The 22,298-nt window shown below is 62.2% G+C and carries 26 protein-coding genes and 1 tRNA gene; 20 read left to right on the top strand and 7 right to left on the bottom strand.

Annotated features, from left to right (window positions below; all coding sequences use genetic code 11):
• Positions 1-55 precede the first annotated feature (55 nt).
• The 3 genes from DM872_RS23690 to DM872_RS23680 are packed head-to-tail and all read right to left on the bottom strand — an operon-like array spanning position 56 to position 2,446.
• On the bottom strand, positions 56-532 hold the full coding sequence (locus tag DM872_RS23690) for a DNA polymerase III subunit chi (protein WP_179061714.1): 477 nt from the start codon (positions 530-532) through the stop codon (positions 56-58).
• Positions 533-545: 13 nt separating this feature from the next.
• A complete protein-coding gene (locus DM872_RS23685; RefSeq protein ID WP_179061713.1) occupies positions 546-962 on the bottom strand; it encodes a DNA polymerase III subunit chi in 417 nt (138 codons plus the stop codon).
• Positions 959-2,446: a leucyl aminopeptidase gene (locus DM872_RS23680; RefSeq protein WP_179061712.1), complete on the bottom strand. Its 1,488-nt coding sequence runs from the start codon at positions 2,444-2,446 to the stop codon at positions 959-961. Before DM872_RS23680 ends, DM872_RS23685 begins: the two co-directional genes overlap by 4 nt.
• Positions 2,447-2,588: 142 nt before the next feature.
• Here DM872_RS23680 and lptF point away from each other — a divergent pair, with 142 nt between their 5' ends.
• Both lptF and lptG read left to right on the top strand, forming a co-directional pair.
• Entirely contained in the window at positions 2,589-3,710 is a 1,122-nt protein-coding gene (lptF, locus tag DM872_RS23675; RefSeq protein WP_077522680.1) for an LPS export ABC transporter permease LptF, read from the top strand.
• Positions 3,703-4,764, top strand: a complete 1,062-nt coding sequence (gene lptG / locus DM872_RS23670; RefSeq protein WP_179061711.1) for an LPS export ABC transporter permease LptG — start codon at positions 3,703-3,705, stop codon at positions 4,762-4,764. The genes lptF and lptG overlap by 8 nt, the downstream gene beginning before the upstream one ends.
• A 49-nt stretch (positions 4,765-4,813) precedes the next feature.
• Here the strand turns inward: lptG and DM872_RS23665 are convergent, their stop codons facing one another.
• From DM872_RS23665 to DM872_RS23655, 3 genes are all read right to left on the bottom strand, one after another.
• Entirely contained in the window at positions 4,814-5,311 is a 498-nt protein-coding gene (locus DM872_RS23665) for an RDD family protein (RefSeq protein WP_179061710.1), read from the bottom strand.
• Between the two features lie 105 nt (positions 5,312-5,416).
• A complete protein-coding gene (locus DM872_RS23660; protein ID WP_016491057.1) occupies positions 5,417-5,629 on the bottom strand; it encodes a cold-shock protein in 213 nt (70 codons plus the stop codon).
• A gap of 293 nt (positions 5,630-5,922) precedes the next feature.
• A tRNA-Leu gene (locus DM872_RS23655) sits at positions 5,923-6,008 on the bottom strand.
• Positions 6,009-6,117: 109 nt separating this feature from the next.
• On the opposite strand from DM872_RS23655, the gene queA reads away from it, so the two are divergent.
• The 6 genes from queA to DM872_RS23625 all read left to right on the top strand — a co-directional run bounded on the left by queA (position 6,118) and on the right by DM872_RS23625 (position 12,306).
• The gene (gene queA / locus DM872_RS23650; RefSeq protein WP_179061709.1) at positions 6,118-7,167 is read left to right on the top strand and encodes a tRNA preQ1(34) S-adenosylmethionine ribosyltransferase-isomerase QueA; all 1,050 of its coding nucleotides are present in this window, start codon (positions 6,118-6,120) and stop codon (positions 7,165-7,167) included.
• A gap of 14 nt (positions 7,168-7,181) precedes the next feature.
• Complete coding sequence (tgt, locus tag DM872_RS23645) at positions 7,182-8,297, top strand: tRNA guanosine(34) transglycosylase Tgt (protein WP_179061819.1); 1,116 nt, start codon at positions 7,182-7,184, stop codon at positions 8,295-8,297.
• Positions 8,298-8,351: 54 nt separating this feature from the next.
• Positions 8,352-8,693 (top strand): preprotein translocase subunit YajC, encoded by a 342-nt coding sequence (gene yajC / locus DM872_RS23640; protein ID WP_077522670.1) that lies wholly within the window; start codon positions 8,352-8,354, stop codon positions 8,691-8,693.
• A gap of 63 nt (positions 8,694-8,756) precedes the next feature.
• Complete coding sequence (secD, locus tag DM872_RS23635; RefSeq protein WP_179061708.1) at positions 8,757-10,619, top strand: protein translocase subunit SecD; 1,863 nt, start codon at positions 8,757-8,759, stop codon at positions 10,617-10,619.
• An 8-nt stretch (positions 10,620-10,627) separates the two neighbouring features.
• A complete protein-coding gene (gene secF / locus DM872_RS23630; RefSeq protein ID WP_179061707.1) occupies positions 10,628-11,542 on the top strand; it encodes a protein translocase subunit SecF in 915 nt (304 codons plus the stop codon).
• Between the two features lie 179 nt (positions 11,543-11,721).
• Positions 11,722-12,306, top strand: coding sequence for a glycine zipper 2TM domain-containing protein (locus DM872_RS23625; protein ID WP_179061706.1), 585 nt, complete (start codon positions 11,722-11,724; stop codon positions 12,304-12,306).
• Positions 12,307-12,363: 57 nt separating this feature from the next.
• On the opposite strand, the gene suhB is transcribed toward DM872_RS23625, so the two are convergent.
• The gene (suhB, locus tag DM872_RS23620; protein ID WP_179061705.1) at positions 12,364-13,179 is read right to left on the bottom strand and encodes a type III secretion system regulator SuhB; all 816 of its coding nucleotides are present in this window, start codon (positions 13,177-13,179) and stop codon (positions 12,364-12,366) included.
• Between the two features lie 151 nt (positions 13,180-13,330).
• Between suhB and trmJ the strand changes: the two genes are divergently transcribed.
• The 12 genes from trmJ to rlmN all read left to right on the top strand — a co-directional run bounded on the left by trmJ (position 13,331) and on the right by rlmN (position 22,287).
• Positions 13,331-14,104, top strand: coding sequence for a tRNA (cytosine(32)/uridine(32)-2'-O)-methyltransferase TrmJ (trmJ, locus tag DM872_RS23615; protein ID WP_179061704.1), 774 nt, complete (start codon positions 13,331-13,333; stop codon positions 14,102-14,104).
• A complete protein-coding gene (cysE, locus tag DM872_RS23610) occupies positions 14,104-14,880 on the top strand; it encodes a serine O-acetyltransferase (protein ID WP_179061703.1) in 777 nt (258 codons plus the stop codon). The genes trmJ and cysE overlap by 1 nt, the downstream gene beginning before the upstream one ends.
• Positions 14,881-15,066: 186 nt before the next feature.
• Entirely contained in the window at positions 15,067-15,564 is a 498-nt protein-coding gene (gene iscR, locus DM872_RS23605; RefSeq protein WP_016491067.1) for a Fe-S cluster assembly transcriptional regulator IscR, read from the top strand.
• 49 nt (positions 15,565-15,613) lie between these two features.
• Positions 15,614-16,828 carry an IscS subfamily cysteine desulfurase gene (locus DM872_RS23600; protein ID WP_179061702.1) on the top strand — a complete coding sequence of 405 codons (1,215 nt, stop codon included), beginning with the start codon at positions 15,614-15,616 and terminating at the stop codon, positions 16,826-16,828.
• Between the two features lie 30 nt (positions 16,829-16,858).
• Positions 16,859-17,245 carry a Fe-S cluster assembly scaffold IscU gene (iscU, locus tag DM872_RS23595; RefSeq protein ID WP_028628659.1) on the top strand — a complete coding sequence of 129 codons (387 nt, stop codon included), beginning with the start codon at positions 16,859-16,861 and terminating at the stop codon, positions 17,243-17,245.
• A gap of 25 nt (positions 17,246-17,270) precedes the next feature.
• Complete coding sequence (iscA, locus tag DM872_RS23590; protein ID WP_077522652.1) at positions 17,271-17,594, top strand: iron-sulfur cluster assembly protein IscA; 324 nt, start codon at positions 17,271-17,273, stop codon at positions 17,592-17,594.
• Positions 17,595-17,601: 7 nt separating this feature from the next.
• The gene (gene hscB, locus DM872_RS23585; RefSeq protein WP_179061701.1) at positions 17,602-18,123 is read left to right on the top strand and encodes a co-chaperone HscB; all 522 of its coding nucleotides are present in this window, start codon (positions 17,602-17,604) and stop codon (positions 18,121-18,123) included.
• Positions 18,124-18,170: 47 nt separating this feature from the next.
• Positions 18,171-20,030 (top strand): Fe-S protein assembly chaperone HscA, encoded by a 1,860-nt coding sequence (hscA, locus tag DM872_RS23580; RefSeq protein WP_179061700.1) that lies wholly within the window; start codon positions 18,171-18,173, stop codon positions 20,028-20,030.
• Between the two features lie 7 nt (positions 20,031-20,037).
• Positions 20,038-20,376 carry an ISC system 2Fe-2S type ferredoxin gene (gene fdx, locus DM872_RS23575; protein ID WP_120652805.1) on the top strand — a complete coding sequence of 113 codons (339 nt, stop codon included), beginning with the start codon at positions 20,038-20,040 and terminating at the stop codon, positions 20,374-20,376.
• Positions 20,377-20,378: 2 nt separating this feature from the next.
• The gene (iscX, locus tag DM872_RS23570) at positions 20,379-20,579 is read left to right on the top strand and encodes a Fe-S cluster assembly protein IscX (protein ID WP_077522644.1); all 201 of its coding nucleotides are present in this window, start codon (positions 20,379-20,381) and stop codon (positions 20,577-20,579) included.
• Positions 20,580-20,682: 103 nt separating this feature from the next.
• Positions 20,683-21,114 carry a nucleoside-diphosphate kinase gene (gene ndk, locus DM872_RS23565; RefSeq protein ID WP_077522642.1) on the top strand — a complete coding sequence of 144 codons (432 nt, stop codon included), beginning with the start codon at positions 20,683-20,685 and terminating at the stop codon, positions 21,112-21,114.
• 24 nt (positions 21,115-21,138) lie between these two features.
• Positions 21,139-22,287, top strand: a complete 1,149-nt coding sequence (gene rlmN / locus DM872_RS23560) for a 23S rRNA (adenine(2503)-C(2))-methyltransferase RlmN (RefSeq protein ID WP_179061699.1) — start codon at positions 21,139-21,141, stop codon at positions 22,285-22,287.
• Positions 22,288-22,298: the final 11 nt, after the last annotated feature.

The following is a 22,298-nucleotide window of genomic DNA, read 5'->3' as shown; positions in this document are numbered from 1 at the left end:
CGAAAGAATTGGCGCGCGTTGCCGTTGCCGCCCGGTGGTTACCGGGCGCGCCGGATCACTGCCGGCGTGGCGGCAGCAGGCGGGTCAGGCGGGCTTCGAGGCGGCGTTTCAGTTCGGCTTCGATCTGCGGCACGAAATCGTCGATCACATCCTGCAGGATCAGCTGCGCGGCGGCGCGCAGTTCGCTGTCCAGGCGGACCAGTTCCGGATTGCTCGCCGGCGTCATGCGCTGGCGTATCGCTTCGGCCATCTTTGCGGGCGCGGGATCTGACTCCGGAGTCGGCGTGGCAATGGGGTCTGGTTCGACGGGCGCTGCCTGGAACACGGGCTGCTGCGGCACCGACAGGGGCGCGGCCGGCGGCGCGGGAGCGGGTTCGACTATTTCCGACAACAGCGGGATGCCGTCGGCATCCAGGGTTTCGGTGAGCAAGGGTGGTTCGGCGTCGCCGGGCTCGTCATCGAGCAGGGCACGAATGGATTCGAGGTCGTCCAGCAGGTTCGCCGGCTTTTGGGGGTGCTTGGGGGTGTCCATCGGTGCGGTACGGCTAGAGTTCGACTCGTTTCGGATCATAGCCCCGCTGCCGGTAGCTACGGAAATTCTCCCGGCAGGCGGCAAGCAGGTCGGGTTCCTGGTTGACGATCTCGATGATCCGGCTGAAGTGCTCGACGTGAGGGGAAATGGTCGAAGCAAGGTTGATCAGCAGGCCCTGCTGGGTGGCGGGTGCTTCGTCCAGGGCCAGCACCACCGGGGCGCTGGCGTCGTCGTCGATCAGGCTGTGGGGAACGAAGCTTTCGCCGCGAAAACGCCAGAGCAACTCGTTCAGCTCGTCGCGCTGGGCGGCATCGGTGCAACGTACGAGGACTGGCAAGCCATGTCGCCAGCCCTTGGCGGCCAACTGGCAGGCCGCGCGCAGGCGGTCAGCCGGATTGGCCGAAGAGAGCACGTAGAACTCAACTCTCACTTGATGCGGTCCAGCAGGTACTGGGTGAGCAGGGGGACCGGACGGCCTGTGGCGCCTTTATCCTTGCCGCCGCTGACCCAGGCGGTGCCGGCGATGTCCAGGTGCGCCCAGTGGAACTTCTTGGCGAAGCGCGACAGGAAGCAGCCGGCGGTGATGGTGCCGGCCTTCGGGCCGCCGATGTTGGCGATGTCGGCGAACGGGCTGTCCAGCTGCTCCTGGTATTCGTCGAACAGGGGCAATTGCCAGGCGCGGTCGTCGGCGTACTCGCCGGCCTTGAGGATCTGCTTCACCAGCGCGTCGTTGTTGCCCATCAGGCCCGAGGTATTGCTGCCCAGGGCGACGATGCAGGCGCCGGTGAGGGTGGCGATGTCGATCACCGCCTGCGGCTTGAAGCGCTCGGCATAGGTCAGGGTGTCGCACAGCACCAGGCGGCCTTCGGCGTCGGTGTTGAGAATCTCGACGGTCTGGCCGCTCATGGTGGTGACGATGTCGCCCGGGCGCGTGGCGCCGCCGCTGGGCATGTTCTCGGCGCAGGCCAGCAGGCCCACCAGGTTGATCGGCAGTTGCAGTTCCAGCACGGCACGGAAGGTGCCGAGCACGCTGGCGGCGCCGCACATGTCGTACTTCATTTCGTCCATGCCGGCCGCCGGCTTGATGCTGATGCCGCCGGTGTCGAAGGTGATGCCCTTGCCGACCAGGGCGAAGGGTTGCTCATCCTTCTTGGCGCCCTGGTAATTGAGCACGATCATCCGCGGCGGTTGCTCGCTGCCCTGGGCTACGGCGAGGAAGGCGCCGGCGCCGAGCTCCTTGAGCTTCTTCTCGTCGAGCACTTCGACCTTGAGGTTCTTGTGCGCCTTGGCCAGGGCCTTGGCTTCTTCAGCGATGAAACTGGGGTGGCAGAGGTTCGGAGGCAGGTTGCCGAGGTCGCGGGTGAAAGCCATGCCGTTTGCGATCGCCTGGGCGTGCAGGCTGCCGCGCTCGACCTCGGCCTGGTCGGCCTTTTCCACCAGCAGGGTGATTTTCTTCAGAGCCCTGGGTTCGGCCTTCTGGCTCTTGAAGCGATCGAAGACGTAACCGCCATCGGCCAGGGTTTCCACCATCAGGCGGGCCTTGCCGTAGGCGTCGCGGCCTTTGACGGCCAGCTCGGAGAGGGCCAGCGTGGCATCGCCGCCGCCGAGTCCTTTCAGCACGCCATTCACGGCGGCGATCATTTTGCGGAACTGGCGGTCAGAGAGGTCGCGCTCCTTGCCACTGCCCACCAGCAGTACGCGCTCGGCCTTGAGATTGGGGAGGCTGTGCAGGAGCAGGGTCTGACCCACCTTGCCGGCAATGTCGCCGCGCTTGAGCAGGGTCGCGATGGCGCCGCCAGCTGCGGTATCAACGGCCTTGGCGGCGTCGCCAAGCTTGCGTCCTTCGCCGACAGCGACGACCAGTGTGGCGGTTTTCAGGGTTTCCAGACGGGCGCTTTTGACGAGGAATTCCATGACATGTGTCCCCAAGACAAAGAGCCGGGATTGACGGATAATGCCGGCTATTTTTTCAGTGGCCCGTCAGAACGGCGGGCTGGCCATAAAGCGGCTAGTTTGAGCGTAGCCGCGTGAGCCTGACAACCCTGGAGTGTCTGGTTTGATTGTCTTCCGTTATCTCTCCCGCGAAGTCCTGGTCACCCTGAGCGCGGTCAGTGCCGTGCTGCTGGTGATCATCATGAGCGGCCGTTTCATCAAGTATCTGGCGCAAGCCGCGCAAGGGGCATTGGACCCCGGCGTGCTGTTCATGATCATGGGGTTTCGGATCCCCGGTTTCCTTCAGCTGATCCTGCCTCTGGGGCTGTTTCTCGGTTTCCTGCTGGCCTACGGCCGCCTGTATCTCGAAAGTGAAATGACCGTGCTCAGCGCTACCGGCATGAGCCAGCAGCGCCTGATGGTCTACAGCCTCGCTCCTGCGCTGCTGGTGGCGCTGCTGGTGGCCTGGCTGAGCCTGGGTCTCGCGCCCCAGGGCGTTGGCCAGGTCGCTCGCATCCTCAACGAACAGGATGCCCTGACGGAGCTGGACACCCTCGTTCCCGGACGCTTCCAGGCGCTCAAGGGTGGCGGACGGGTGACCTATACCGAGACCCTGTCTTCCGATCGCGGTGAGCTGGGCGGCGTGTTCATCTCCGAGAAGCGCATTTCGCGCCAGGACGGCAAGGATCGTGGCATTGGGGTGCTGGTCGCGGAGAAGGGCCACCAGGAGGTCCAGCCGGATGGCAGCCGCTACCTGATCCTCAAGAATGGCTATCGCTATGACGGTAATCCGGGCAAGGCCGATTACCGCATCATCCACTACGAAACCTACGGCGTGCTCCTGCCCAAGCCCGAGATTACCTCGGAAATCGGCGAGCGCGAGGCGGTGTCCACTTCCGAGTTGATCGGCAGCACAGACCCGCGCTACCAGGCCGAGCTGCAGTGGCGTCTGTCGATCCCGCTGCTGGTGTTCGTCGTCACCCTGCTGGCGGTGCCGCTGTCCAGGGTCAATCCGCGCCAGGGGCGCTTCCTCAAGCTGCTCCCGGCCATCCTTCTGTATATGGCGTACCTCGCCCTGCTGATCGCCGCGCGCGGGCAGCTGGACAAGGGGCGCATTCCCATGGCCCTCGGCCTGTGGTGGGTTCACGCATTGTTCATCGCGGTAGGCCTGTTGTTGTTGTACTGGGAGCCTCTGCGCCTGAAGTGGGCGGCTCGTCGTGATGCCCGTGAGGTGGCCCATGGTTAGGTTGGATCGTTACATCGGCACTAGCGTGTTCTTCGGCATCCTCGCGGTGCTGGGGATCATCGTCAGCCTCGCGGCACTGTTTGCTTTCATCGATGAGCTGGGCGACGTGGGGGGCGACTACGACGTGTTCGCCGCAGCCTGGTATGTCTTCCTCACCCTGCCGCGTCGGGTCTACGACATGCTGCCCATGGCGGCCCTGATCGGTAGCCTGATCGGTCTCGGCACCCTGGCCAGCAGCAGCGAACTGACCGTGATGCGTGCCGCCGGTGTGTCCATCGGCCGTATCGTCTGGGCGGTGATGAAGCCCATGCTGGTGCTGATGCTCGTAGGCGTGCTGATTGGCGAGTACGCCGCACCCTGGAGCGAGAACCTGGCCCAGGCCAATCGTTCCCTGGCCCAGGGCGGCGGGGATGCACAAAGCTCCAAGCGTGGTCTGTGGCACCGTCAGGGCGAGGAATTCGTCCATATCAACGCCGTGCAGCCCAATGGCGTGCTCTATGGCGTGACGCGCTATCACTTCGATGGCGAGCGCCACATGCAGTCGGCCAGCTTCGCCAAGCGCGCGTTGTTCCAAGGTGACTACTGGCAGTTGGAGGATGTGACCACCACGCATTTCCGGGGCGATCACACCGAGGTGCTCAACAGCGTCACCGAGCGTTGGAATATCGAACTCAAGCCGGAGTTGCTCGGCACCGTGGTGATGGAGCCCGAGGCGCTGTCGATCACGGGCCTCTGGCGTTACACCCACTACCTGGCGGAGCAGGGGCTGAACAACGGCCGTTACTGGCTGGCGTTCTGGACCAAAGTGCTGCAGCCCCTGGTCACGGCGGCCCTGGTGCTGATGGCAATTTCCTTCATTTTCGGTCCGCTGCGTTCGGTAACCCTGGGCCAGCGCGTGTTCACCGGCGTCGTTATCGGGTTCGTGGTGCGCATCAGCCAGGATCTGCTCGGGCCATCGAGCCTGGTGTTCGGATTCTCGCCGCTCTTCGCGGTTCTGGTACCGGCGGGTGTCTGCGCCCTGGCTGGCGTCTGGCTGCTGAGGCGCGCGGGCTGACCCTGAATCGATCCAAGAAAAAGCCGGCTTCTGCCGGCTTTTTTGTGGGTCACTTCTTGTGTGCGTCCTTGGGGACGCGAACGACCCGGGTTTCCGAATAGATGTCGTGCCAGGTGCGCTTCTCTTTGTCCCAGAGACTCCAGAGGAAGCCCAGGCCCAGCGCCAACCATGAGCCGATGGCAATGACGAAACGCAGCAGGGCCTGCCACAGGCTGATGGCCGAACCATCCTTGTTCTGCACGCGGATACCCCACACCTGCATGCCGAGGGTCTGTCCGTTATGGGTCCAGAACTTGGCGAAGAATCCGAACAGGGCGAATACCAGCAGCGTGGAGAGCACCGGGTCGCCGGAGAGGGCACCCTGGTCGGCCAGTTGGCGCAGGCGCTCGCCTCCGTAAATCAGGCGAAGGACGACCTGTTGATAGATCAGGGTGACCACCATCAGCAGGGCGACGCAGAGGAGGAAGTCGTAGAAGATCGCGGCGAAGCGACGAACCAGCCCGGCGGAGGGGAATTCCCCCTGGGGGCGCAGCTGATGTTTCGGCATTGCGGGCTCTTGGCGTGTGGAAGGCGCACCATTCTAGCAGCCGATTCGCGGGCACAAAAAAGCCCCTGATGTTTCCATCAGAGGCTTTCGGCGAAGCTCAGGTAGTTAGTTAACTACCTGAACCTTGTCAGCCTGCATACCTTTCTGGCCCTGAACGGCTTCGAAGGTAACCTTCTGGCCTTCTTTCAGGCTACGGAAGCCGGAGCCTTCGATAGCGCGGAAGTGAACGAACAGATCCGGGCCGCTTTCCGGGGTGATGAAACCAAAACCTTTCTCGTCGTTGAACCATTTGACGGTGCCGGTTTGACGATTCGACATATCTTTTTCCTTGAAACTGAAGTTGATGACAGCCTGCTGTTCACTGGTGCGCCAGAAGGGCTGGAACTGGTTGCAAAGAGGTAAGAGAAGTCGAGCGGGATGTAGCGGATCTGGTGATCTACCGCATCAGGTCACGATTCAACAGCGACCCATGCAAACACAGTTGGCCAACTCTACGCTAAGTTTCCCGGAAATGCCAAGCCCCGAAAGACCAATATTTACGGGCGGGGAAAGGGCCCCGGACGGGCGGAAAGTTGAGGGGGAGAAAGCCCAGAAAGAGCTTGGAGATATCGTGGTGCCCCGGGAGAGACTCGAACTCTCACTCTGTCGCCAGAAACGGATTTTGAATCCGCCGCGTCTACCATTCCGCCACCGAGGCACGATGGCGGCGGAGTATAGGGAGACGCTCTGTGTCGGTCAATCCGTCTGCGTGGTCAGAAACAGGCATTTCCTGTACTATCTGCGCCCCTGCGATACGACCCCCCACCATGCGCGTAGCCGACTTCCACTTCGAGCTCCCTGAAGCTCTTATTGCCCGCCATCCACTGGCCGAGCGTCGCGCCAGCCGCCTCCTCGTGCTGAATGGCGAATCTGGTGCACTGAACCATCGCCATTTCACCGACCTGCTGGAATACCTGCGGCCCGGCGATCTGATGGTGTTCAACAACACCCGCGTCATTCCCGCGCGCCTGTTCGGCCAGAAGGCTTCTGGCGGCAAGCTGGAGATTCTTGTCGAGCGTGTGCTGGACAGTCATCGCGTGCTGGCCCATGTGCGCTCCAGCAAGTCGCCCAAGCCGGGCTCGATGCTGCAGATCGACGGTGGCGGGGAGGCTGAAATGGTCGCTCGCCACGATGCGCTGTTCGAACTGAAGTTCGCCGAAGAAGTGTTGCCGCTGCTGGACAGGGTCGGCCACATGCCGCTGCCTCCCTATATAGACAGGCCTGACGAAGACGCCGACCGCGAGCGTTACCAGACCGTCTACGCCCGCCACGCCGGTGCCGTTGCGGCGCCGACGGCGGGGCTGCATTTCGACCAGGACCTGCTGGCCGCCATTGCCGCCAAAGGGGTAAAAAGTGCTTTCGTCACGCTGCATGTCGGGGCGGGTACCTTCCAGCCGGTGCGAGTAGAGCGCATCGAAGACCACCACATGCACTGCGAGTGGCTTGAAGTGGGCCAGGACGTGGTCGATGCCGTTGCCGCCTGCCGTGCCCGTGGTGGCAGGGTGGTTGCGGTTGGCACCACCAGCGTGCGCTCCCTCGAAAGCGCCGCGCGAGACGGGCAGCTCAAGGCGTTCAGCGGCGACACCGATATTTTCCTGTACCCCGGCCGACCCTTCCATGTGGTCGATGCCCTGGTTACCAATTTCCATTTGCCCGAATCCACCCTGCTGATGTTGGTTTCCGCCTTTGCCGGCTATCCAGAGACCATGGCCGCCTACGATGCCGCCGTGGAGCAGGGTTACCGATTCTTCAGTTACGGTGATGCCATGTTCATCACCCGCAATCCCGCCCCTCGCGGGCCCGAGGACCAAGCATGACGCGCACCTGCCGGATGAACTTCGAGCTGCTGGCCACCGACGGCAAGGCCCGTCGTGGCCGTCTGACCTTCCCCCGGGGTGTTGTCGAGACGCCTGCCTTCATGCCCGTAGGCACCTACGGCACCGTGAAGGGCATGTTGCCGCGCGATATCGAAGGAATCGGCGCGCAGATCATCCTTGGCAATACCTTCCACCTCTGGTTGCGCCCGGGCATGGAAGTGATCAAGCGCCATGGCGACCTGCACGACTTTATGCAGTGGCAGGGGCCGATCCTCACCGATTCCGGTGGCTTCCAGGTGTTCAGCCTGGGTGCCATGCGCAAGATCAAGGAAGAGGGCGTGACTTTCGCTTCGCCGGTTGATGGCGCGAAGGTGTTCATGGGGCCCGAGGAGTCCATGCAGGTCCAGCGCGACCTGGGCTCCGACATCGTGATGATCTTCGACGAGTGCACGCCTTATCCGGCTGACTTCGATACCGCCAAGCGCTCCATGGAGCTGTCCCTGCGTTGGGCCAAGCGCTCCAAAGCGGCTCACGGTGAAAGCACCGCTGCGCTGTTCGGCATCGTCCAGGGCGGCATGCACGAAGAACTGCGCATGCGCTCCCTGGAAGGCCTCAGTGAAATCGGCTTCGACGGACTGGCCATCGGCGGTCTGTCGGTGGGCGAGCCCAAGGACGAGATGATTCGTGTGCTGGACTACCTGCCCGGGCAGATGCCGACGGACAAGCCGCGCTACCTGATGGGCGTGGGCAAGCCGGAGGATCTCGTGGAGGGTGTGCGCCGCGGTGTGGATATGTTCGACTGCGTGATGCCGACGCGTAATGCGCGAAACGGTCACCTGTTCATCGATACCGGCGTGCTGAAAATCCGCAACTCGGTGCATAAGCATGACGAGTCTACGCTGGACCCGACTTGCGACTGTTACACCTGCAAACACTTCTCGCGCGCCTATCTCCACCATTTGGACAAATGCGGCGAAATGCTCGGCAGCATGTTGAATACAATCCACAACTTGCGGCATTACCAGCGCCTGATGGCTGGTTTGCGCGAGGCAATCCAACAGGGTAAATTGGCCGCCTTTGTCGATGCCTTCTACGCCAAGCGCGGACTACCGACTCCGCCCCTGGACTGATAAAGCCGCATATTCACAGTCGATTTTTTCAAATTTCCGCAACAGGAGTGCTACATGAGCTTTCTGATTCCCGCCGCCTATGCCGACGCTGCTGCGCCGGCCGCCGCTGCAGGTCCTGCCGGTACCGGTTTCGAGTGGGTTTTCCTGATCGGTTTCCTGGTCATCTTCTACCTGATGATCTGGCGTCCCCAGGCCAAACGCGCCAAGGAGCACAAGAACCTCCTGGGCAGCCTGCAGAAAGGTGATGAAGTGGTCACCTCCGGCGGCATCGCCGGCAAGGTCACCAAGGTCACCGATGACTTCGTAGTCATCGAAGTGTCCGATACCGTAGAGCTGAAGTTCCAGAAGGCGGCTATTGCGGCGACCCTGCCGAAGGGCACCCTGAAAGCCATCTAACAGATACATGGATCAACACCGACGGGGCGCCATCAGGCGCCCCGCTTCATAACGGGCGGAGTCATGCTCAACAAGTATCCACTGTGGAAATATCTGCTGATCCTGGCGGTGCTGGCGATCGGCCTGGTCTATTCCGCACCCAATCTCTATCCGGATGATCCGGCGATCCAGATCAGCGGCACCAGCACCGCGCTGAAGATCCAGCAATCCGACCTGGACAAGGCGAGCGAAGCCCTGAAGCAAGCGGGCATCGAGCTCAAGTCCTCCAGCGTCAGCGAACGCGGCGGCCTGCTGCGTCTGACCAAGCTGGGTGACCAGCTGCCGGCGAAGGATGTTGTACGCAAGGCGCTGGGCGACGACTACGTAGTCGCACTCAACCTGGCCCCGACCACGCCGGACTGGCTGCGCAAGCTTGGCGCTGCACCGATGAAGCTCGGTCTTGACCTCTCCGGCGGTGTGCACTTCCTGCTGGAAGTGGACATGGAGAAAGCTGTCGATGCGCGCCTGAAGATCTACGAAGGCGAAGTTCGTACCCTGCTGCGCAAGGAGCGGATCCGTTACCGCAGCCTGCCGGCCCAGGAGAACGGCTTCCAGCTCGGCTTCACCGATCAGGAGTCCCTGGACAAGGCGCAGTCGCTGATTCGCAAGAGCTTCAACGATTTCCAGATGACCACCACCGCGCGTGGCGATCAGCAGGTCCTGCAACTGGTCCTGACCCAGGCCAAGCTGGCTGAGATCCGCGAATACTCCATCAAGCAGAACTTGACCACCGTTCGTAACCGCGTGAACGAACTGGGTGTGGCCGAGCCGATCGTGCAGCGCCAGGGTGCCAACCGCATCGTGGTTGAACTGCCGGGTGTGCAGGACACCGCCGAAGCCAAGCGTATCCTCGGCAAGACCGCCAACCTGGAGTTCCGCCTGGCCGCTGAGTCGACCGCCAGCAAGGCTTCTACCGAATCCTTCGAGTTCCGTGAGCCGGGTCGTCCGCCGGTGCCGCTGGAGCGCAGTCTGATCATCACCGGTGACCAGGTGACCGACGCCCAGGCCAGCTACGACGAGAACGGTCGCCCGCAAGTGAACATCCGTCTGGATGGCCATGGTGGCGAACTGATGAGCCGTGCTACCCGCAACAACGTGGGCCGCAGCATGGCGGTGATCTTCATCGAGCAGCGCCCGGTTACCCGCTACGTCACCCAGGACGTCAACGGCGTCCAGCAGGAAGTCGCGGTCCAGAGCTTCAAGGAAGAGAAGAAAATCATCAGCCTGGCGACCATTCAGTCGCCGCTGGGCAGCCAGTTCCGCATCACCGGCCTGAACGGCCAGGGTGAGTCTTCCGAACTGGCCCTGCTGCTGCGCGCTGGTGGCCTGGCTGCACCGATGTACTTCGCGGAAGAGCGCACCATCGGCCCGAGCCTGGGTGCCGAGAACATCATCAAGGGCATCGAATCCACCGAGTGGGCGATGGTCTTCGTATCGCTGTTCATCATGGCCATCTACCGCTTCTTCGGCTTCCTGGCCACCATTGCCCTGGCGTTCAACCTGGTGCTGCTGGTCGGCCTGATGTCGGTGATCGGTGCGACCCTGACGCTGCCGGGTATCGCCGGTATCGTGCTGACCCTCGGCATGGCGGTGGACGCCAACGTGTTGATCTACTCGCGTATTCGCGAGGAGTTGAACAACGGCCTGTCGGTACAGCGTGCGATTCACGAAGGTTTCGACCGCGCCTATACCGCGATCGTCGACAGTAACCTCACCACCCTGCTGGTGGGCGGCATCCTGTTCGCCCTCGGAACCGGTCCGATCAAGGGCTTTGCCGTGACCATGTCGCTGGGGATCATCACCTCGATGTTCACCGCCATCATGTTCACCCGCGGCATGGTCAACCTGATCTTCGGTGGCCGCAACTTCAAGAAACTGTGGATTTGAGGCCTGTCATGATCAAGTCAACCATCCGTTTCATGGCGATACGCAACGTTGCGTTCGCCATCACCGTGATCATCAGCCTGATCGGTATCGGCAGCCTGTTCATCAAGGGTCTGAACTTCGGCCTGGACTTCACTGGCGGTACGCTGATCGAGCTCGCCTACGAGAAGCCGGCGAACCTCGAGCTGATCAAGAAGGAACTGGGCCAGGTCGGCTACCCCGACGCCATTGTGCAGAGCTTCGGTGCTTCGACCGATGTCCTGGTTCGTCTGGCTGGTGAAGACCCGCAGCTGGGCAACAAGGTCGCCGACGCCCTGCGCAAGGTGGATGCCGAGAGCAAGTTCGAGCTCAAGCGCGTCGAATTCGTCGGCCCGCAGGTGGGTGAAGAGCTGCGTGACCAGGGTGGCCTGGCCATGCTGCTGGCACTGGGCGGCATCCTGCTGTACCTGGCCTTCCGCTTCCAGTGGAAGTTCGGTGTAGGCGCTGTGGCCTCGCTGGTTCACGACGTGATTGTCACCCTGGGTATCCTGGCTTTCTTCCAGATTCCCTTCGACCTCACTGTTCTGGCTGCTGTGCTGGCGATGATCGGCTACTCGCTGAACGACACCATCATCATCTTCGACCGTATCCGTGAAAACTTCCGCGTGCTGCGTCGTGCTGACCTGATCGAGAACATCGACGTGTCCTGCACCCAGACCCTGCTGCGGACCATTGCGACCTCGATGTCCACTGCCCTGGCGCTGTTCGCCCTGCTGATCTTCGGCGGTGACAGCCTGCACGGCTTCGCCCTGTCGCTGTTGGTCGGTGTGGTCGTGGGTACGTACTCCTCGATCTATATCAGTGCCCCGGTACTGATCTGGCTGGGTCTGTCTTCCGAGGACCTGATTCCGCCGGCGAATACCGCCGAAGCGGATGACCGTCCCTGAGGCGTACCGCAGCTGAAAGCGAGGCCCGGCAAATGCCGGGCCTCGTCGTTTCTGCTGTATGAGACTGTCGTCCCATTTGTCGGAATATTCCCATGGGTTTGGGAACTTGGCATTTATCCGCCTATCCAAGGCGTTGAGCAGGGCAAGTAGGCCCGCTATGGAAGATTCAGGAGGTTCAAGTGAACAAGTCGATGCTCGTCGGTGCTGTATTGGGTGCGGTTGGTGTGACTGCCGGCGGCGCCGTGGCCACCTACAACCTGGTAGGCAAGAACGGCCCGGAGTATGCCGAAGTGCTCGCTGTCCAACCGATCAATGAAACCGTGAAGACCCCGCGCGAGGTCTGCAACGATGTGGCGGTGACCCGTCAGCGTCCGGTCAAGGATCAACATCAGATTGCCGGCACCGTCCTTGGAGCGGTTGCGGGTGGTCTGCTGGGCAACCAGGTCGGCGGCGGTAGCGGCAAGAAGATCGCCACTGTGGCTGGCGCCGTCGGCGGTGGTTATGCCGGCAACAAGGTGCAGGAGCACATGCAGGAAGGTGACACCTACACCACGACTGAAACCCGCTGCAAGACCGTCACTGACACGAGCGAAAGGCTCGTCGGCTATGACGTGAAGTACCAGTTGGATGGCAAGGTTAGCCAGGTTCGCATGGATCATGACCCGGGTCGTCAGATTCCGGTGACGAAGGAAGGTCAGTTGATCCTGAGCCAGCAGGGCGGCGGTATCGAGCCCCAGGGTGGCGGTGCAGGCGTGCAGCAATAAGCTGCGCTTGAGTACAAAAAAACCCGGCCTTGGCCGGGTTTTTTCATGGCTGCGCGATCAGCGTTTCAGCGACGGCGGCAGGTGCGGCTGGATGGCGGTCAGCACCGCCTTGAAGCACTTGGTGTTGCCGGCAACGATGTGGCCCTTCTCAAGGAAGTCATGGCCGCCGGTGAAGTCGCTTACCAGGCCGCCGGCTTCCTGAACCAGGAGGGCGCCTGCAGCCATGTCCCACTCGGACAGGCCGAATTCCCAGAACGCGTCGAAGCGGCCAGCGGCGACGTAGGCCAGGTCCAGGCTGGCGGAGCCGGCGCGGCGGATGCCGGCGGTCTGACCAACCAGGCTGCGGAACATGCCCAGGTAGTTGTCGAGGTTGTCCAGCTGGCTATCGCGGAAGGGGAAACCGGTGCCCAGCAGGGCGCCTTCCAGGCTCTTGCGCGGGCTGACACGCAGGCGGCGGCCGTTGAGGGCGGCGCCACGGCCGCGGCTGGCAGTGAACTCTTCCTGGCGGACCGGATCGAGGATCACGGCGTGCTCCAGGCGACCCTTGTATTTGCAGGCGATGCTGATGGCGAAATGCGGAACGCCACGAATGAAGTTGGTGGTGCCATCCAGCGGATCGATGATCCACAGGTAGTCGGCGCCTTCGCCCTTGCCTTCCAGCAGGCCGCCTTCCTCGCCCATGATGCCGTGGTTCGGGTAGGCCTTGCGCAGGGCCTGCACGATGGACAGTTCAGCGGCGCGATCGACCTCGGTGACGTAGTCCTTGGCGTCCTTCTCGTTGACGGAGATAACGTCCAGGCGCTCGATAGAGCGGAAAATCAGTTCACCGGCGCTGCGAGCGGCGCGCAGGGCGATATTCAGCATAGGCTGCATGGGGAGTTCACCTGGGTCGTTAAAGAAGAAAGCCGCACATAGTAGCAGAAAAAGCTCAAGGCAGGCAGAGGACGAGGCGTCATTCGTGGCGTTGCGTCGGGGGCTCCGGTAATATTCCGCTCCCTTGAGGTTCCGCTGGGAGACTAGAGCGTTGCTGCAGAACATTCGCGTTGTGCTGGTCAATACCAGCCATCCCGGCAATATCGGTGGTGCCGCGCGCGCCATGAAGAACATGGGCCTGTCGAAGCTGGTGCTGGTCGATCCCGAGGACTTCCCCAGTCCCGAGGCTCAGGCTCGCGCATCCGGTGCGGATGACATCCTCGCGGGTGCTCAGGTCGTTGCCACCCTGGAAGAGGCGCTGGTGGGCTGCAGTCTGGTCATTGGTACCAGTGCTCGTGATCGCCGTATTCCCTGGCCACTGCTGGATCCGCGCGAGTGCGGCAAGACTTCCGTGGAGCAGGCGCAGCTCGGCGGTGAGGTTGCCTTGGTGTTCGGTCGCGAGTACGCGGGTCTGACCAACGAAGAGTTGCAGCGCTGCCAGTATCACGTGCATATCCCGTCCAATCCCGAGTTCTCCTCGCTGAATCTGGCGGCCGCCGTTCAGGTGCTGGTGTACGAGGTGCGCATGGCGTGGCTTGAGCAGGAAGGCTTGCCGAGCAAGGTGGAGAAGGTGGAAACCACCGCCATGCTCAATGCCCAGCCGGTCACCGTCGATGAGCTGGAGCGCTACTACGAACACCTGGAGAGCACCCTGGTCGAGATCGGCTTCCTGGACCCGGAAAAGCCGCGACATCTGATGTCCCGTCTGCGCCGTCTCTATGGCCGTAGCGCCATCAGCAAGTTGGAAATGAATATCCTGCGGGGCATCCTCACGGAAACCCAGAAAGCCGCGCGGGGCGAAACAAGCAAGCGGAGTGACAAGTGATGTTCGACAGCATTCGAGAAGACATTCAGAGCGTATTCCACCGTGATCCGGCTGCGCGCAATGCCTTCGAGGTGCTCACCTGTTACCCGGGCCTGCATGCCATCTGGTTGCATCGCGTGGCCCACGCTTTGTGGGTCTCCGGTTGGAAGTGGCTGGCGCGCCTGGTGTCCAACTTCAGTCGCTGGCTTACCGGCATCGAAATCCATCCCGGTGCCAAGATCGGCCGGCGGTTCTTCATCGACCACGGTATGGGCATCGTCATTGGCGAGACTGCCGAAATCGGCAATGACGTGACTCTCTATCAGGGCGTGACCCTCGGGGGTACCAGCTGGAACCAGGGCAAGCGCCATCCGACGCTGGAAGATGGTGTGGTGGTAGGCGCGGGCGCCAAGGTGCTTGGGCCTTTCACCGTTGGTGCGGGCGCCAAGATCGGCTCCAATGCCGTGGTGACCAAGGAAGTGCCTGCCGGTGCTACGGCGGTGGGGATTCCGGGTAGGGTCATCGTCAAGGCTGATCCCGAGCAGGAGGCCAAACGTCAGGCCATTGCCGAGCGTTTCGGTTTCGACGCCTATGGCCTGGGCCAGGACATGCCTGATCCGGTGGCTCGCGCCATTGGCCAGTTGCTCGATCACGTGCAGGCGGTCGACGAGCGCCTGGACGGCATGTGCAAGGCGCTTACTGCGCTGGGCAGTGACTATTGCGCCAAGGCGTTGCCGGAGCTTCGTGATGAGGACTTTGCGGGCGTCAAGGACGAAGAGCGCAAGCCGGTCGCCTGACGCTTCCGATTCGACTTTGGTCCGGTGTTTTCGGGGCGGATTATTAGGGTGCTAACGGGATGTGCCTCTGCTATCATGCACGCCCCTGCAAGATGTAATCCCGACTATTTTGATCAGGCTTATAGTTGACTTAAATAGTCGGGAATCGCATACTCGCTGCATTCCAGCGATCCCGTGGTACTCACCATGCGACTGACCACCAAAGGCCGTTACGCCGTCACCGCCATGCTCGACCTGGCGCTGCATGCGCAGCATGGGCCGGTGTCCCTGGCTGATATTTCCGAGCGGCAGGGCATTTCCCTGTCCTACCTCGAGCAGCTTTTCGCCAAGCTCCGTCGCGGCAACCTGGTCAGCAGTGTGCGCGGCCCGGGCGGTGGCTACCAGCTTTCCCGCGACATGCATGGCATTCATGTCGCCCAGGTAATAGATGCGGTCAACGAGTCGGTAGATGCCACCCGTTGCCAAGGCCTGGGCGATTGCCATTCCGGCGATACCTGCCTTACCCACCACCTCTGGTGTGATCTGAGTCTGCAGATCCACGAGTTCCTCAGCGGCATCAGCTTGGCCGACCTGGTCAATCGCCGTGAGGTTCAAGAGGTCGCACAGCGACAGGATCAACGCCGCTGTGGAAGCAATGGCAGGATGCCGCACCTCGATAAGATTGAAGCGTCCGCCATCGATTGAGCAGGGCGCCGGCCCGTGATTGGCCCCGATACCTGATAGGAGAGCCCCGATGAAATTGCCGATCTACCTCGACTACTCCGCCACTACGCCGGTGGACCCGCGCGTCGCTCAGAAAATGAGCGAGTGCCTGCTGGTGGACGGCAACTTCGGCAACCCGGCCTCGCGCTCCCACGTGTTCGGCTGGAAAGCTGAAGAATCGGTGGAGAATGCTCGTCGTCAGGTCGCTGAGCTGGTCAATGCGGACCCTCGCGAAATCGTCTGGACTTCCGGTGCGACCGAGTCCGACAACCTGGCCATCAAGGGTGTTGCACACTTCTACGGTGGCAAGGGCAAGCACATCATTACCTCGAAGATCGAGCACAAGGCGGTCCTGGACACCACCCGCCAGCTGGAGCGCGAAGGCTTCGAAGTGACCTACCTGGAGCCGGGCGAAGATGGCCTGATCACTCCGGCCATGGTCGAGGCTGCCCTGCGTGACGACACCATCCTGGTTTCCGTCATGCACGTGAACAACGAAATCGGCACCATCAACGACATCGCCGCCATCGGCGAGCTGACCCGTGCCCGCGGCATCCTTTTCCACGTCGACGCTGCCCAGTCCACCGGCAAGGTCGAGATCGACCTGGAGAAGCTGAAGGTCGACCTGATGTCCTTCTCTGCCCACAAGACCTACGGCCCGAAAGGCATCGGCGCGCTCTACGTCCGCCGCAAGCCGCGTGTGCGCCTCGAAGCCATGATGCACGGCGGCGGTCACGAGCGCGGCATGCGCTCCGGCACCCTGGCGACCCACCAGATCGTCGGCATGGGTGAAGCCTTCCACATCGCCAAGCAGGAAATGGCCTCCGAGCGCTTGCGTATCAAGGCCCTGGCTGATCGCTTCTGGTCCCAGATCGATGGCATGGAAGAGCTCTATCTGAACGGCAGCGCCACGGCGCGCGTGCCGCACAACATGAACGTCAGCTTCAACTACGTCGAAGGCGAGTCGCTGATCATGGCGCTCAAGGACCTCGCGGTCTCCTCCGGTTCCGCCTGCACCTCGGCTTCCCTGGAGCCGTCCTACGTGCTGCGCGCCCTGGGCCGCAACGACGAGCTGGCGCACAGCTCCATCCGCTTCACCTTCGGTCGTTTCACCACCGAGGACGAAGTGGACTACGCCGCTGCCAAGGTGCGCGAAGCGGTCAGCAAGCTCCGTGAACTGTCCCCGCTGTGGGATATGTATAAAGAGGGCGTCGACCTTTCCCAGGTCGAATGGCAGGCGCACTGACGCCACCCTGATGAGTGAGGAATAGTTACCATGGCATACAGCGACAAGGTCATCGACCACTACGAAAACCCGCGTAACGTCGGCAAGCTCGACGCCCAGGACCCCGACGTGGGCACTGGCATGGTCGGCGCGCCGGCCTGCGGCGACGTGATGCGCTTGCAGATCAAGGTCAACGAGCAGGGCGTGATCGAAGACGCCAAGTTCAAGACCTACGGCTGCGGTTCCGCCATCGCTTCCAGCTCCCTCGCCACTGAGTGGATGAAGGGCAAGACCCTGGACGAAGCGGCTGCCATCAAGAACACCACCATTGCCGAAGAGCTGGCTCTGCCGCCGGTGAAGATCCACTGCTCGGTACTGGCTGAGGACGCCATCAAGGCGGCCGTCCATGACTACAAGCAGAAGAAGGGTCTGCTCTAAGCGCTCGAACGAGTAAGGAGTTGCAATGGCCATCAGCATGACCGAATCCGCCGCCCGTCACGTGCAGCGTTCCATCGACGGACGCGGCAAGGGTGAAGGTATCCGTCTGGGGGTGCGTACGACTGGCTGCTCCGGTCTCGCCTATGTGCTGGAGTTCGTCGACGAGTTGACTGCTGAAGACCTGGTCTTCGAGAGTCATGGCGTCAAGGTGATCATCGATCCCAAGAGCCTGACCTATCTCGATGGCACTGAGCTGGACTTCGTTCGCGAAGGGCTCAACGAGGGCTTCAAGTTCAATAACCCTAACGTGCGCGGTGAGTGTGGCTGCGGCGAGAGCTTCAACGTCTGAGGCGTGTGTGGGAACTCCCTGTCATTTCGCCCTGTTCGACCTGAAGCCGGGTTATCGACTGGACCTTGACCAGCTTGCGGCGCGTTATCGCGAGCTGGCGCGTACCGTCCATCCCGACCGTTTCGCCGATGCCTCCGAGCGTGAGCAGCGTCTGGCGCTGGAGCGCGCGGCGCAGCTCAACGATGCATACCAGACACTGAAGAGCGCGCCGCGACGGGCACTTTATCTGCTGGCGCTGAAGGGGCAGGAGCTGCCGCTGGAAGTTACGGTGCAGGACCCTCAGTTCCTGCTGCAGCAGATGCAGTGGCGCGAAGAGCTAGAGGAATTGCACGACAGCGCGGACCTTGATGGTGCGGGTGCGTTCAAGCGCCGGCTCAAGGCGGCGCAGGCGGAGCTGGATGTCGAGTTCGCCGAGTGCTGGGATGATGGCGAGCGCCGCGAAGATGCAGAGCGTCTGGCGCGCCGTATGCAGTTCCTCGACAAGCTGACCCACGAAGTGCGCCAACTGGAAGAGCGCCTCGACGATTAACCCGCGATGCCGTCATGGTTGCCGGTACGCCTGATAAATAGACAAGCATGGCCTTACTGCAGATCGCCGAACCCGGGCTGAGCCCCCAGCCGCACCAGCGCCGCCTGGCGGTGGGTATTGACCTGGGTACCACCAATTCGCTGGTCGCTGCCGTGCGCAGCGGTGTCGCCGAACCCCTGCCGGATGACGATGGACAGGTCATCCTGCCTTCTGCGGTCCGCTATCACGCCGATCGCGTCGAAGTTGGCCGCAGCGCCAAGCAGGCTGCCGCCAGTGATCCGTTCAACACCATTATTTCCGTCAAGCGCTTCATGGGGCGTGGACTGGAAGACGTCAAGCAATTGGGCGAGCAACTGCCCTATCGCTTCGTGGGTGGCGAATCGCACATGCCCTTCATCGAGACCGTCCAGGGCGCCAAGAGCCCGGTGGAAGTCTCGGCCGATATTCTCAAGGCCCTGCGTCAGCGCGCCGAGCAGACCCTCGGTGGCGAGCTTGTGGGTGCGGTGATCACCGTGCCGGCGTACTTCGATGAGGCCCAGCGCCAGGCCACCAAGGACGCTGCGCGTCTGGCCGGGCTCAACGTGTTGCGTCTGCTCAACGAACCTACCGCAGCTGCCGTGGCCTATGGCCTGGACAAGCAGGCCGAAGGCGTGGTCGCCATCTACGACCTGGGCGGCGGCACCTTCGATATCTCCATCCTGCGCCTGTCTCGTGGCGTCTTCGAAGTCATGGCCACCGGCGGCGACAGCGCGCTGGGCGGTGATGATTTCGATCATGCGATTGCTGGCTGGATAGTCGAGCAGGCTGGTCTTTCCGCTGATCTCGATCCTGGCGCACAGCGCAGCCTGTTGCGTACTGCCTGCGATGCGAAGGAAGCCCTGACCGATGCCGGCAGCGTCGAGCTGGTCCATGGCGATTGGCGCGGCGTGCTCACTCGCGCACAGTTCGACGCCCTGATCGAGCCCATGGTCGCCCGCAGCCTCAAGGCCTGTCGTCGCGCCGTGCGGGATGCCGGCATCGAGCTGGATGAGGTCGAAGCCGTTGTCATGGTCGGCGGTTCCACCCGCGTGCCGCGCGTTCGCGAGGCAGCGGCGGAGATGTTCGGCCGCCAGCCGCTGACCGATATCGATCCTGATCAGGTCGTGGCCATTGGTGCTGCCGTGCAGGCCGATACCCTGGCGGGGAACAAGCGCGGCGAAGAGCTGCTGTTGCTCGACGTGATTCCGCTGTCGCTCGGCCTGGAAACCATGGGCGGGCTGATGGAGAAGGTGATTCCGCGCAACACCACGATTCCAGTGGCTCGCGCCCAGGACTTCACCACCTACAAGGATGGCCAGACGGCCATGATGATCCACGTGCTCCAGGGTGAGCGCGAGCTGATCAAGGATTGCCGTTCCCTGGCGCGCTTCGAGTTGCGCGGCATTCCGCCGATGGTGGCGGGGGCGGCGAAGATTCGTGTGACCTTCCAGGTGGATGCCGACGGCCTGCTGGGTGTGACCGCTCGCGAACTGGCGTCCGGCGTCGAGGCGAGTATCCAGGTGAAGCCATCCTATGGCCTGACCGATGGCGAAATCTCTCGCATGCTGAAGGACTCCTTCGAATACGCCGGCGAAGACAAGAACGCCCGTGCCCTGCGCGAGCAGCAGGTCGAGGCCGAGCGCCTGCTGGAAGCTGTCCAGGCTGCGCTGGACGTCGATGGGGAGCGCCTGCTGGACGATACCGAGCGCGCCGCCATCCTCGACAGCATGCAGACCCTGAGCGAGTTGGCGATCGGCAGTGATGTCGTCGCCATCGAGGCCCAGATCAAGCGCCTGTCCCAGGTGACCGATGCCTTTGCTGCGCGTCGTATGGATGCCGCCGTCAAGGCTGCCCTGTCCGGCCGCCGACTCAACGAAATCGAGGATTGAACCAGAAATGCCGCAGATCATCTTCCTGCCCCACGCCGAGCATTGCCCCGAGGGTGCCGTGATCGAAGCGCAGCCGGGCGAAAGCATCCTGAATGCCGCCCTGCGCAGCGGCATCGACATCGAGCACGCGTGCGAGAAGTCCTGTGCCTGCACCACCTGCCACGTGGTGGTGCGTGAGGGTTTCAACTCCATGGAAGCTTCCGACGAACTGGAAGACGACATGCTGGACAAGGCGTGGGGCCTGGAGCCAAATTCCCGCCTGTCCTGCCAGGCATTGGTGGCTGATGAAGACCTGGTGGTGGAAATCCCGAAATACACCATCAACCAGGTTTCCGAGGGTCACTGAGCATGAGCCTGAAATGGACTGACGTACTCGAAATCGCCATCCAGCTCGCTGAAACCAAGCCGGATGTCGACCCGCGCTACGTGAACTTCGTCGATCTGCACAACTGGATCCTGGCCCTGCCGGAGTTCTCCGATGATCCGCATCGTGGTGGCGAGAAGGTCCTGGAGGCCGTGCAGGCCGCCTGGATCGAAGAAGCCGACTGAGCGACGTCCACCCCTGGGCTCCGGCCCTACGCATTTCCCCCTAACCCGCGTATAATTCGCGGGTTTAATTTTTCGCTTTAATCCTTGTTTCTGGAGTTTTTCCATGGCTGTCGAACGTACTCTCTCCATCATCAAGCCGGACGCTGTTGCCAAGAACGTAGTGGGCGAGATCATCACCCGCTTCGAAAAGGCCGGCCTGCGCGTCGTTGCCGCCAAGATGGTTCAACTGTCCGAGCGCGAAGCCGGCGGTTTCTACGCTGAGCACAAAGAGCGTCCTTTCTTCAAGGACCTGGTTTCCTTCATGACTTCCGGTCCGGTAGTCGTTCAGGTTCTGGAAGGCGAGAACGCCGTTGCCAAGAACCGTGAGCTGATGGGCGCCACCGATCCGAAGAAAGCCGACGCTGGCACCATCCGCGCCGACTACGCCGTTTCCATCGACGAAAACGCCGTACACGGTTCGGATTCCGAGGCTTCCGCTGCTCGCGAAATCTCCTACTTCTTCGCCGCCACCGAGGTGTGCGCTCGCATTCGCTAATCGCGAATGGGAGAGGGTGAAGCCATGACTGAATCGACCGGTAAAGTGAACCTGCTGGGTCTGACCCAGCCGCAACTGGAAAGCTTCTTCGAGTCCATCGGGGAGAAACGCTTCCGCGCCGGTCAGGTGATGAAGTGGATTCACCACTTTGGCGTCGATGATTTCGACGCCATGAGCAATATCGGCAAGGCCTTGCGCGACAAGCTCAAGGCCTCTGCCGAAATTCGCGGCCCGGAAGTGGTCAGCCAGGACATCTCCAGCGATGGCACCCGCAAATGGGTGGTCCGCGTGGCCTCCGGCAGCTGCGTCGAAACCGTATACATCCCGCAAGGCGGCCGTGGCACGTTGTGTGTCTCGTCTCAGGCCGGATGCGCCCTGGACTGCAGCTTCTGCTCCACGGGCAAGCAAGGTTTCAACAGCGACCTCACCGCCGCCGAAGTGATCGGTCAGGTGTGGATCGCCAACAAGTCCTTCGGGACCATTCCCGCGAAGATCGACCGTGCTATCACCAACGTGGTGATGATGGGCATGGGCGAACCGCTACTGAATTTCGACAACGTGGTCGCCGCCATGAACATCATGATGGACGACCTCGGCTACGGCATCTCCAAGCGCAAGGTGACCCTGTCCACCTCGGGCGTGGCGCCGATGATCGACAAGCTGGGCGAGGTGATCGATGTCTCCCTCGCGCTGTCGCTGCACGCGCCGAACGACCCGCTGCGCAACCAGTTGGTGCCGATCAACAAGAAGTATCCCCTTGAAGTAGTGCTCGATGCCTGCCGCCGCTACATCTCCCGCCTGGGCGAGAAGCGCGTGCTGACCATCGAGTACACCCTCCTCAAGGATGTCAACGACCAGCCCGAACACGCTTCCCAGATGATCGAGCTGCTCAAGGACTTCCCCTGCAAGATCAACCTGATTCCGTTCAATCCCTTCCCGCACTCGGGTTACGAGCGGCCGAGCAATAATGCGATCCGCCGCTTCCAGGACCTGTTGCACAAGGCCGGGCACAATGTCACCGTCCGCACCACTCGTGGCGAAGACATCGATGCAGCCTGCGGCCAGCTGGTCGGCCAGGTCATGGACCGTACCCGTCGCAGTGAGCGCTACATCGCCGTGCGCCAGCTGAACGCCGAAGCGGAGGCGTCCAGTAACGCCGCGAACCGGAACTAGAGAAGGACAAC

The sequence above is a fragment of the Pseudomonas taiwanensis genome, assembly GCF_013393345.1.
GTDB classification, from domain to species: domain Bacteria; phylum Pseudomonadota; class Gammaproteobacteria; order Pseudomonadales; family Pseudomonadaceae; genus Metapseudomonas; species Metapseudomonas resinovorans_C.
The sequence above is the reverse complement of the archived record's forward strand: the minus strand, read 5'-3'. Positions and strand labels throughout refer to the sequence as shown.

Coding starts and splice junctions, on each gene's coding strand:
- DM872_RS23690 (WP_179061714.1), bottom strand. CDS start 532: ATGGACACCCCCAAGCACCCCCAAAAGCCGGCGAACCTGCTGGACGAC.
- DM872_RS23680 (WP_179061712.1), bottom strand. CDS start 2,446: ATGGAATTCCTCGTCAAAAGCGCCCGTCTGGAAACCCTGAAAACCGCC.
- lptG (WP_179061711.1), top strand. CDS start 3,703: ATGGTTAGGTTGGATCGTTACATCGGCACTAGCGTGTTCTTCGGCATC.
- DM872_RS23665 (WP_179061710.1), bottom strand. CDS start 5,311: ATGCCGAAACATCAGCTGCGCCCCCAGGGGGAATTCCCCTCCGCCGGG.
- DM872_RS23660 (WP_016491057.1), bottom strand. CDS start 5,629: ATGTCGAATCGTCAAACCGGCACCGTCAAATGGTTCAACGACGAGAAA.
- queA (WP_179061709.1), top strand. CDS start 6,118: ATGCGCGTAGCCGACTTCCACTTCGAGCTCCCTGAAGCTCTTATTGCC.
- tgt (WP_179061819.1), top strand. CDS start 7,182: ATGAACTTCGAGCTGCTGGCCACCGACGGCAAGGCCCGTCGTGGCCGT.
- yajC (WP_077522670.1), top strand. CDS start 8,352: ATGAGCTTTCTGATTCCCGCCGCCTATGCCGACGCTGCTGCGCCGGCC.
- secD (WP_179061708.1), top strand. CDS start 8,757: ATGCTCAACAAGTATCCACTGTGGAAATATCTGCTGATCCTGGCGGTG.
- secF (WP_179061707.1), top strand. CDS start 10,628: ATGATCAAGTCAACCATCCGTTTCATGGCGATACGCAACGTTGCGTTC.
- suhB (WP_179061705.1), bottom strand. CDS start 13,179: ATGCAGCCTATGCTGAATATCGCCCTGCGCGCCGCTCGCAGCGCCGGT.
- cysE (WP_179061703.1), top strand. CDS start 14,104: ATGTTCGACAGCATTCGAGAAGACATTCAGAGCGTATTCCACCGTGAT.
- iscR (WP_016491067.1), top strand. CDS start 15,067: ATGCGACTGACCACCAAAGGCCGTTACGCCGTCACCGCCATGCTCGAC.
- DM872_RS23600 (WP_179061702.1), top strand. CDS start 15,614: ATGAAATTGCCGATCTACCTCGACTACTCCGCCACTACGCCGGTGGAC.
- iscU (WP_028628659.1), top strand. CDS start 16,859: ATGGCATACAGCGACAAGGTCATCGACCACTACGAAAACCCGCGTAAC.
- iscA (WP_077522652.1), top strand. CDS start 17,271: ATGGCCATCAGCATGACCGAATCCGCCGCCCGTCACGTGCAGCGTTCC.
- hscA (WP_179061700.1), top strand. CDS start 18,171: ATGGCCTTACTGCAGATCGCCGAACCCGGGCTGAGCCCCCAGCCGCAC.
- fdx (WP_120652805.1), top strand. CDS start 20,038: ATGCCGCAGATCATCTTCCTGCCCCACGCCGAGCATTGCCCCGAGGGT.
- iscX (WP_077522644.1), top strand. CDS start 20,379: ATGAGCCTGAAATGGACTGACGTACTCGAAATCGCCATCCAGCTCGCT.
- ndk (WP_077522642.1), top strand. CDS start 20,683: ATGGCTGTCGAACGTACTCTCTCCATCATCAAGCCGGACGCTGTTGCC.
- rlmN (WP_179061699.1), top strand. CDS start 21,139: ATGACTGAATCGACCGGTAAAGTGAACCTGCTGGGTCTGACCCAGCCG.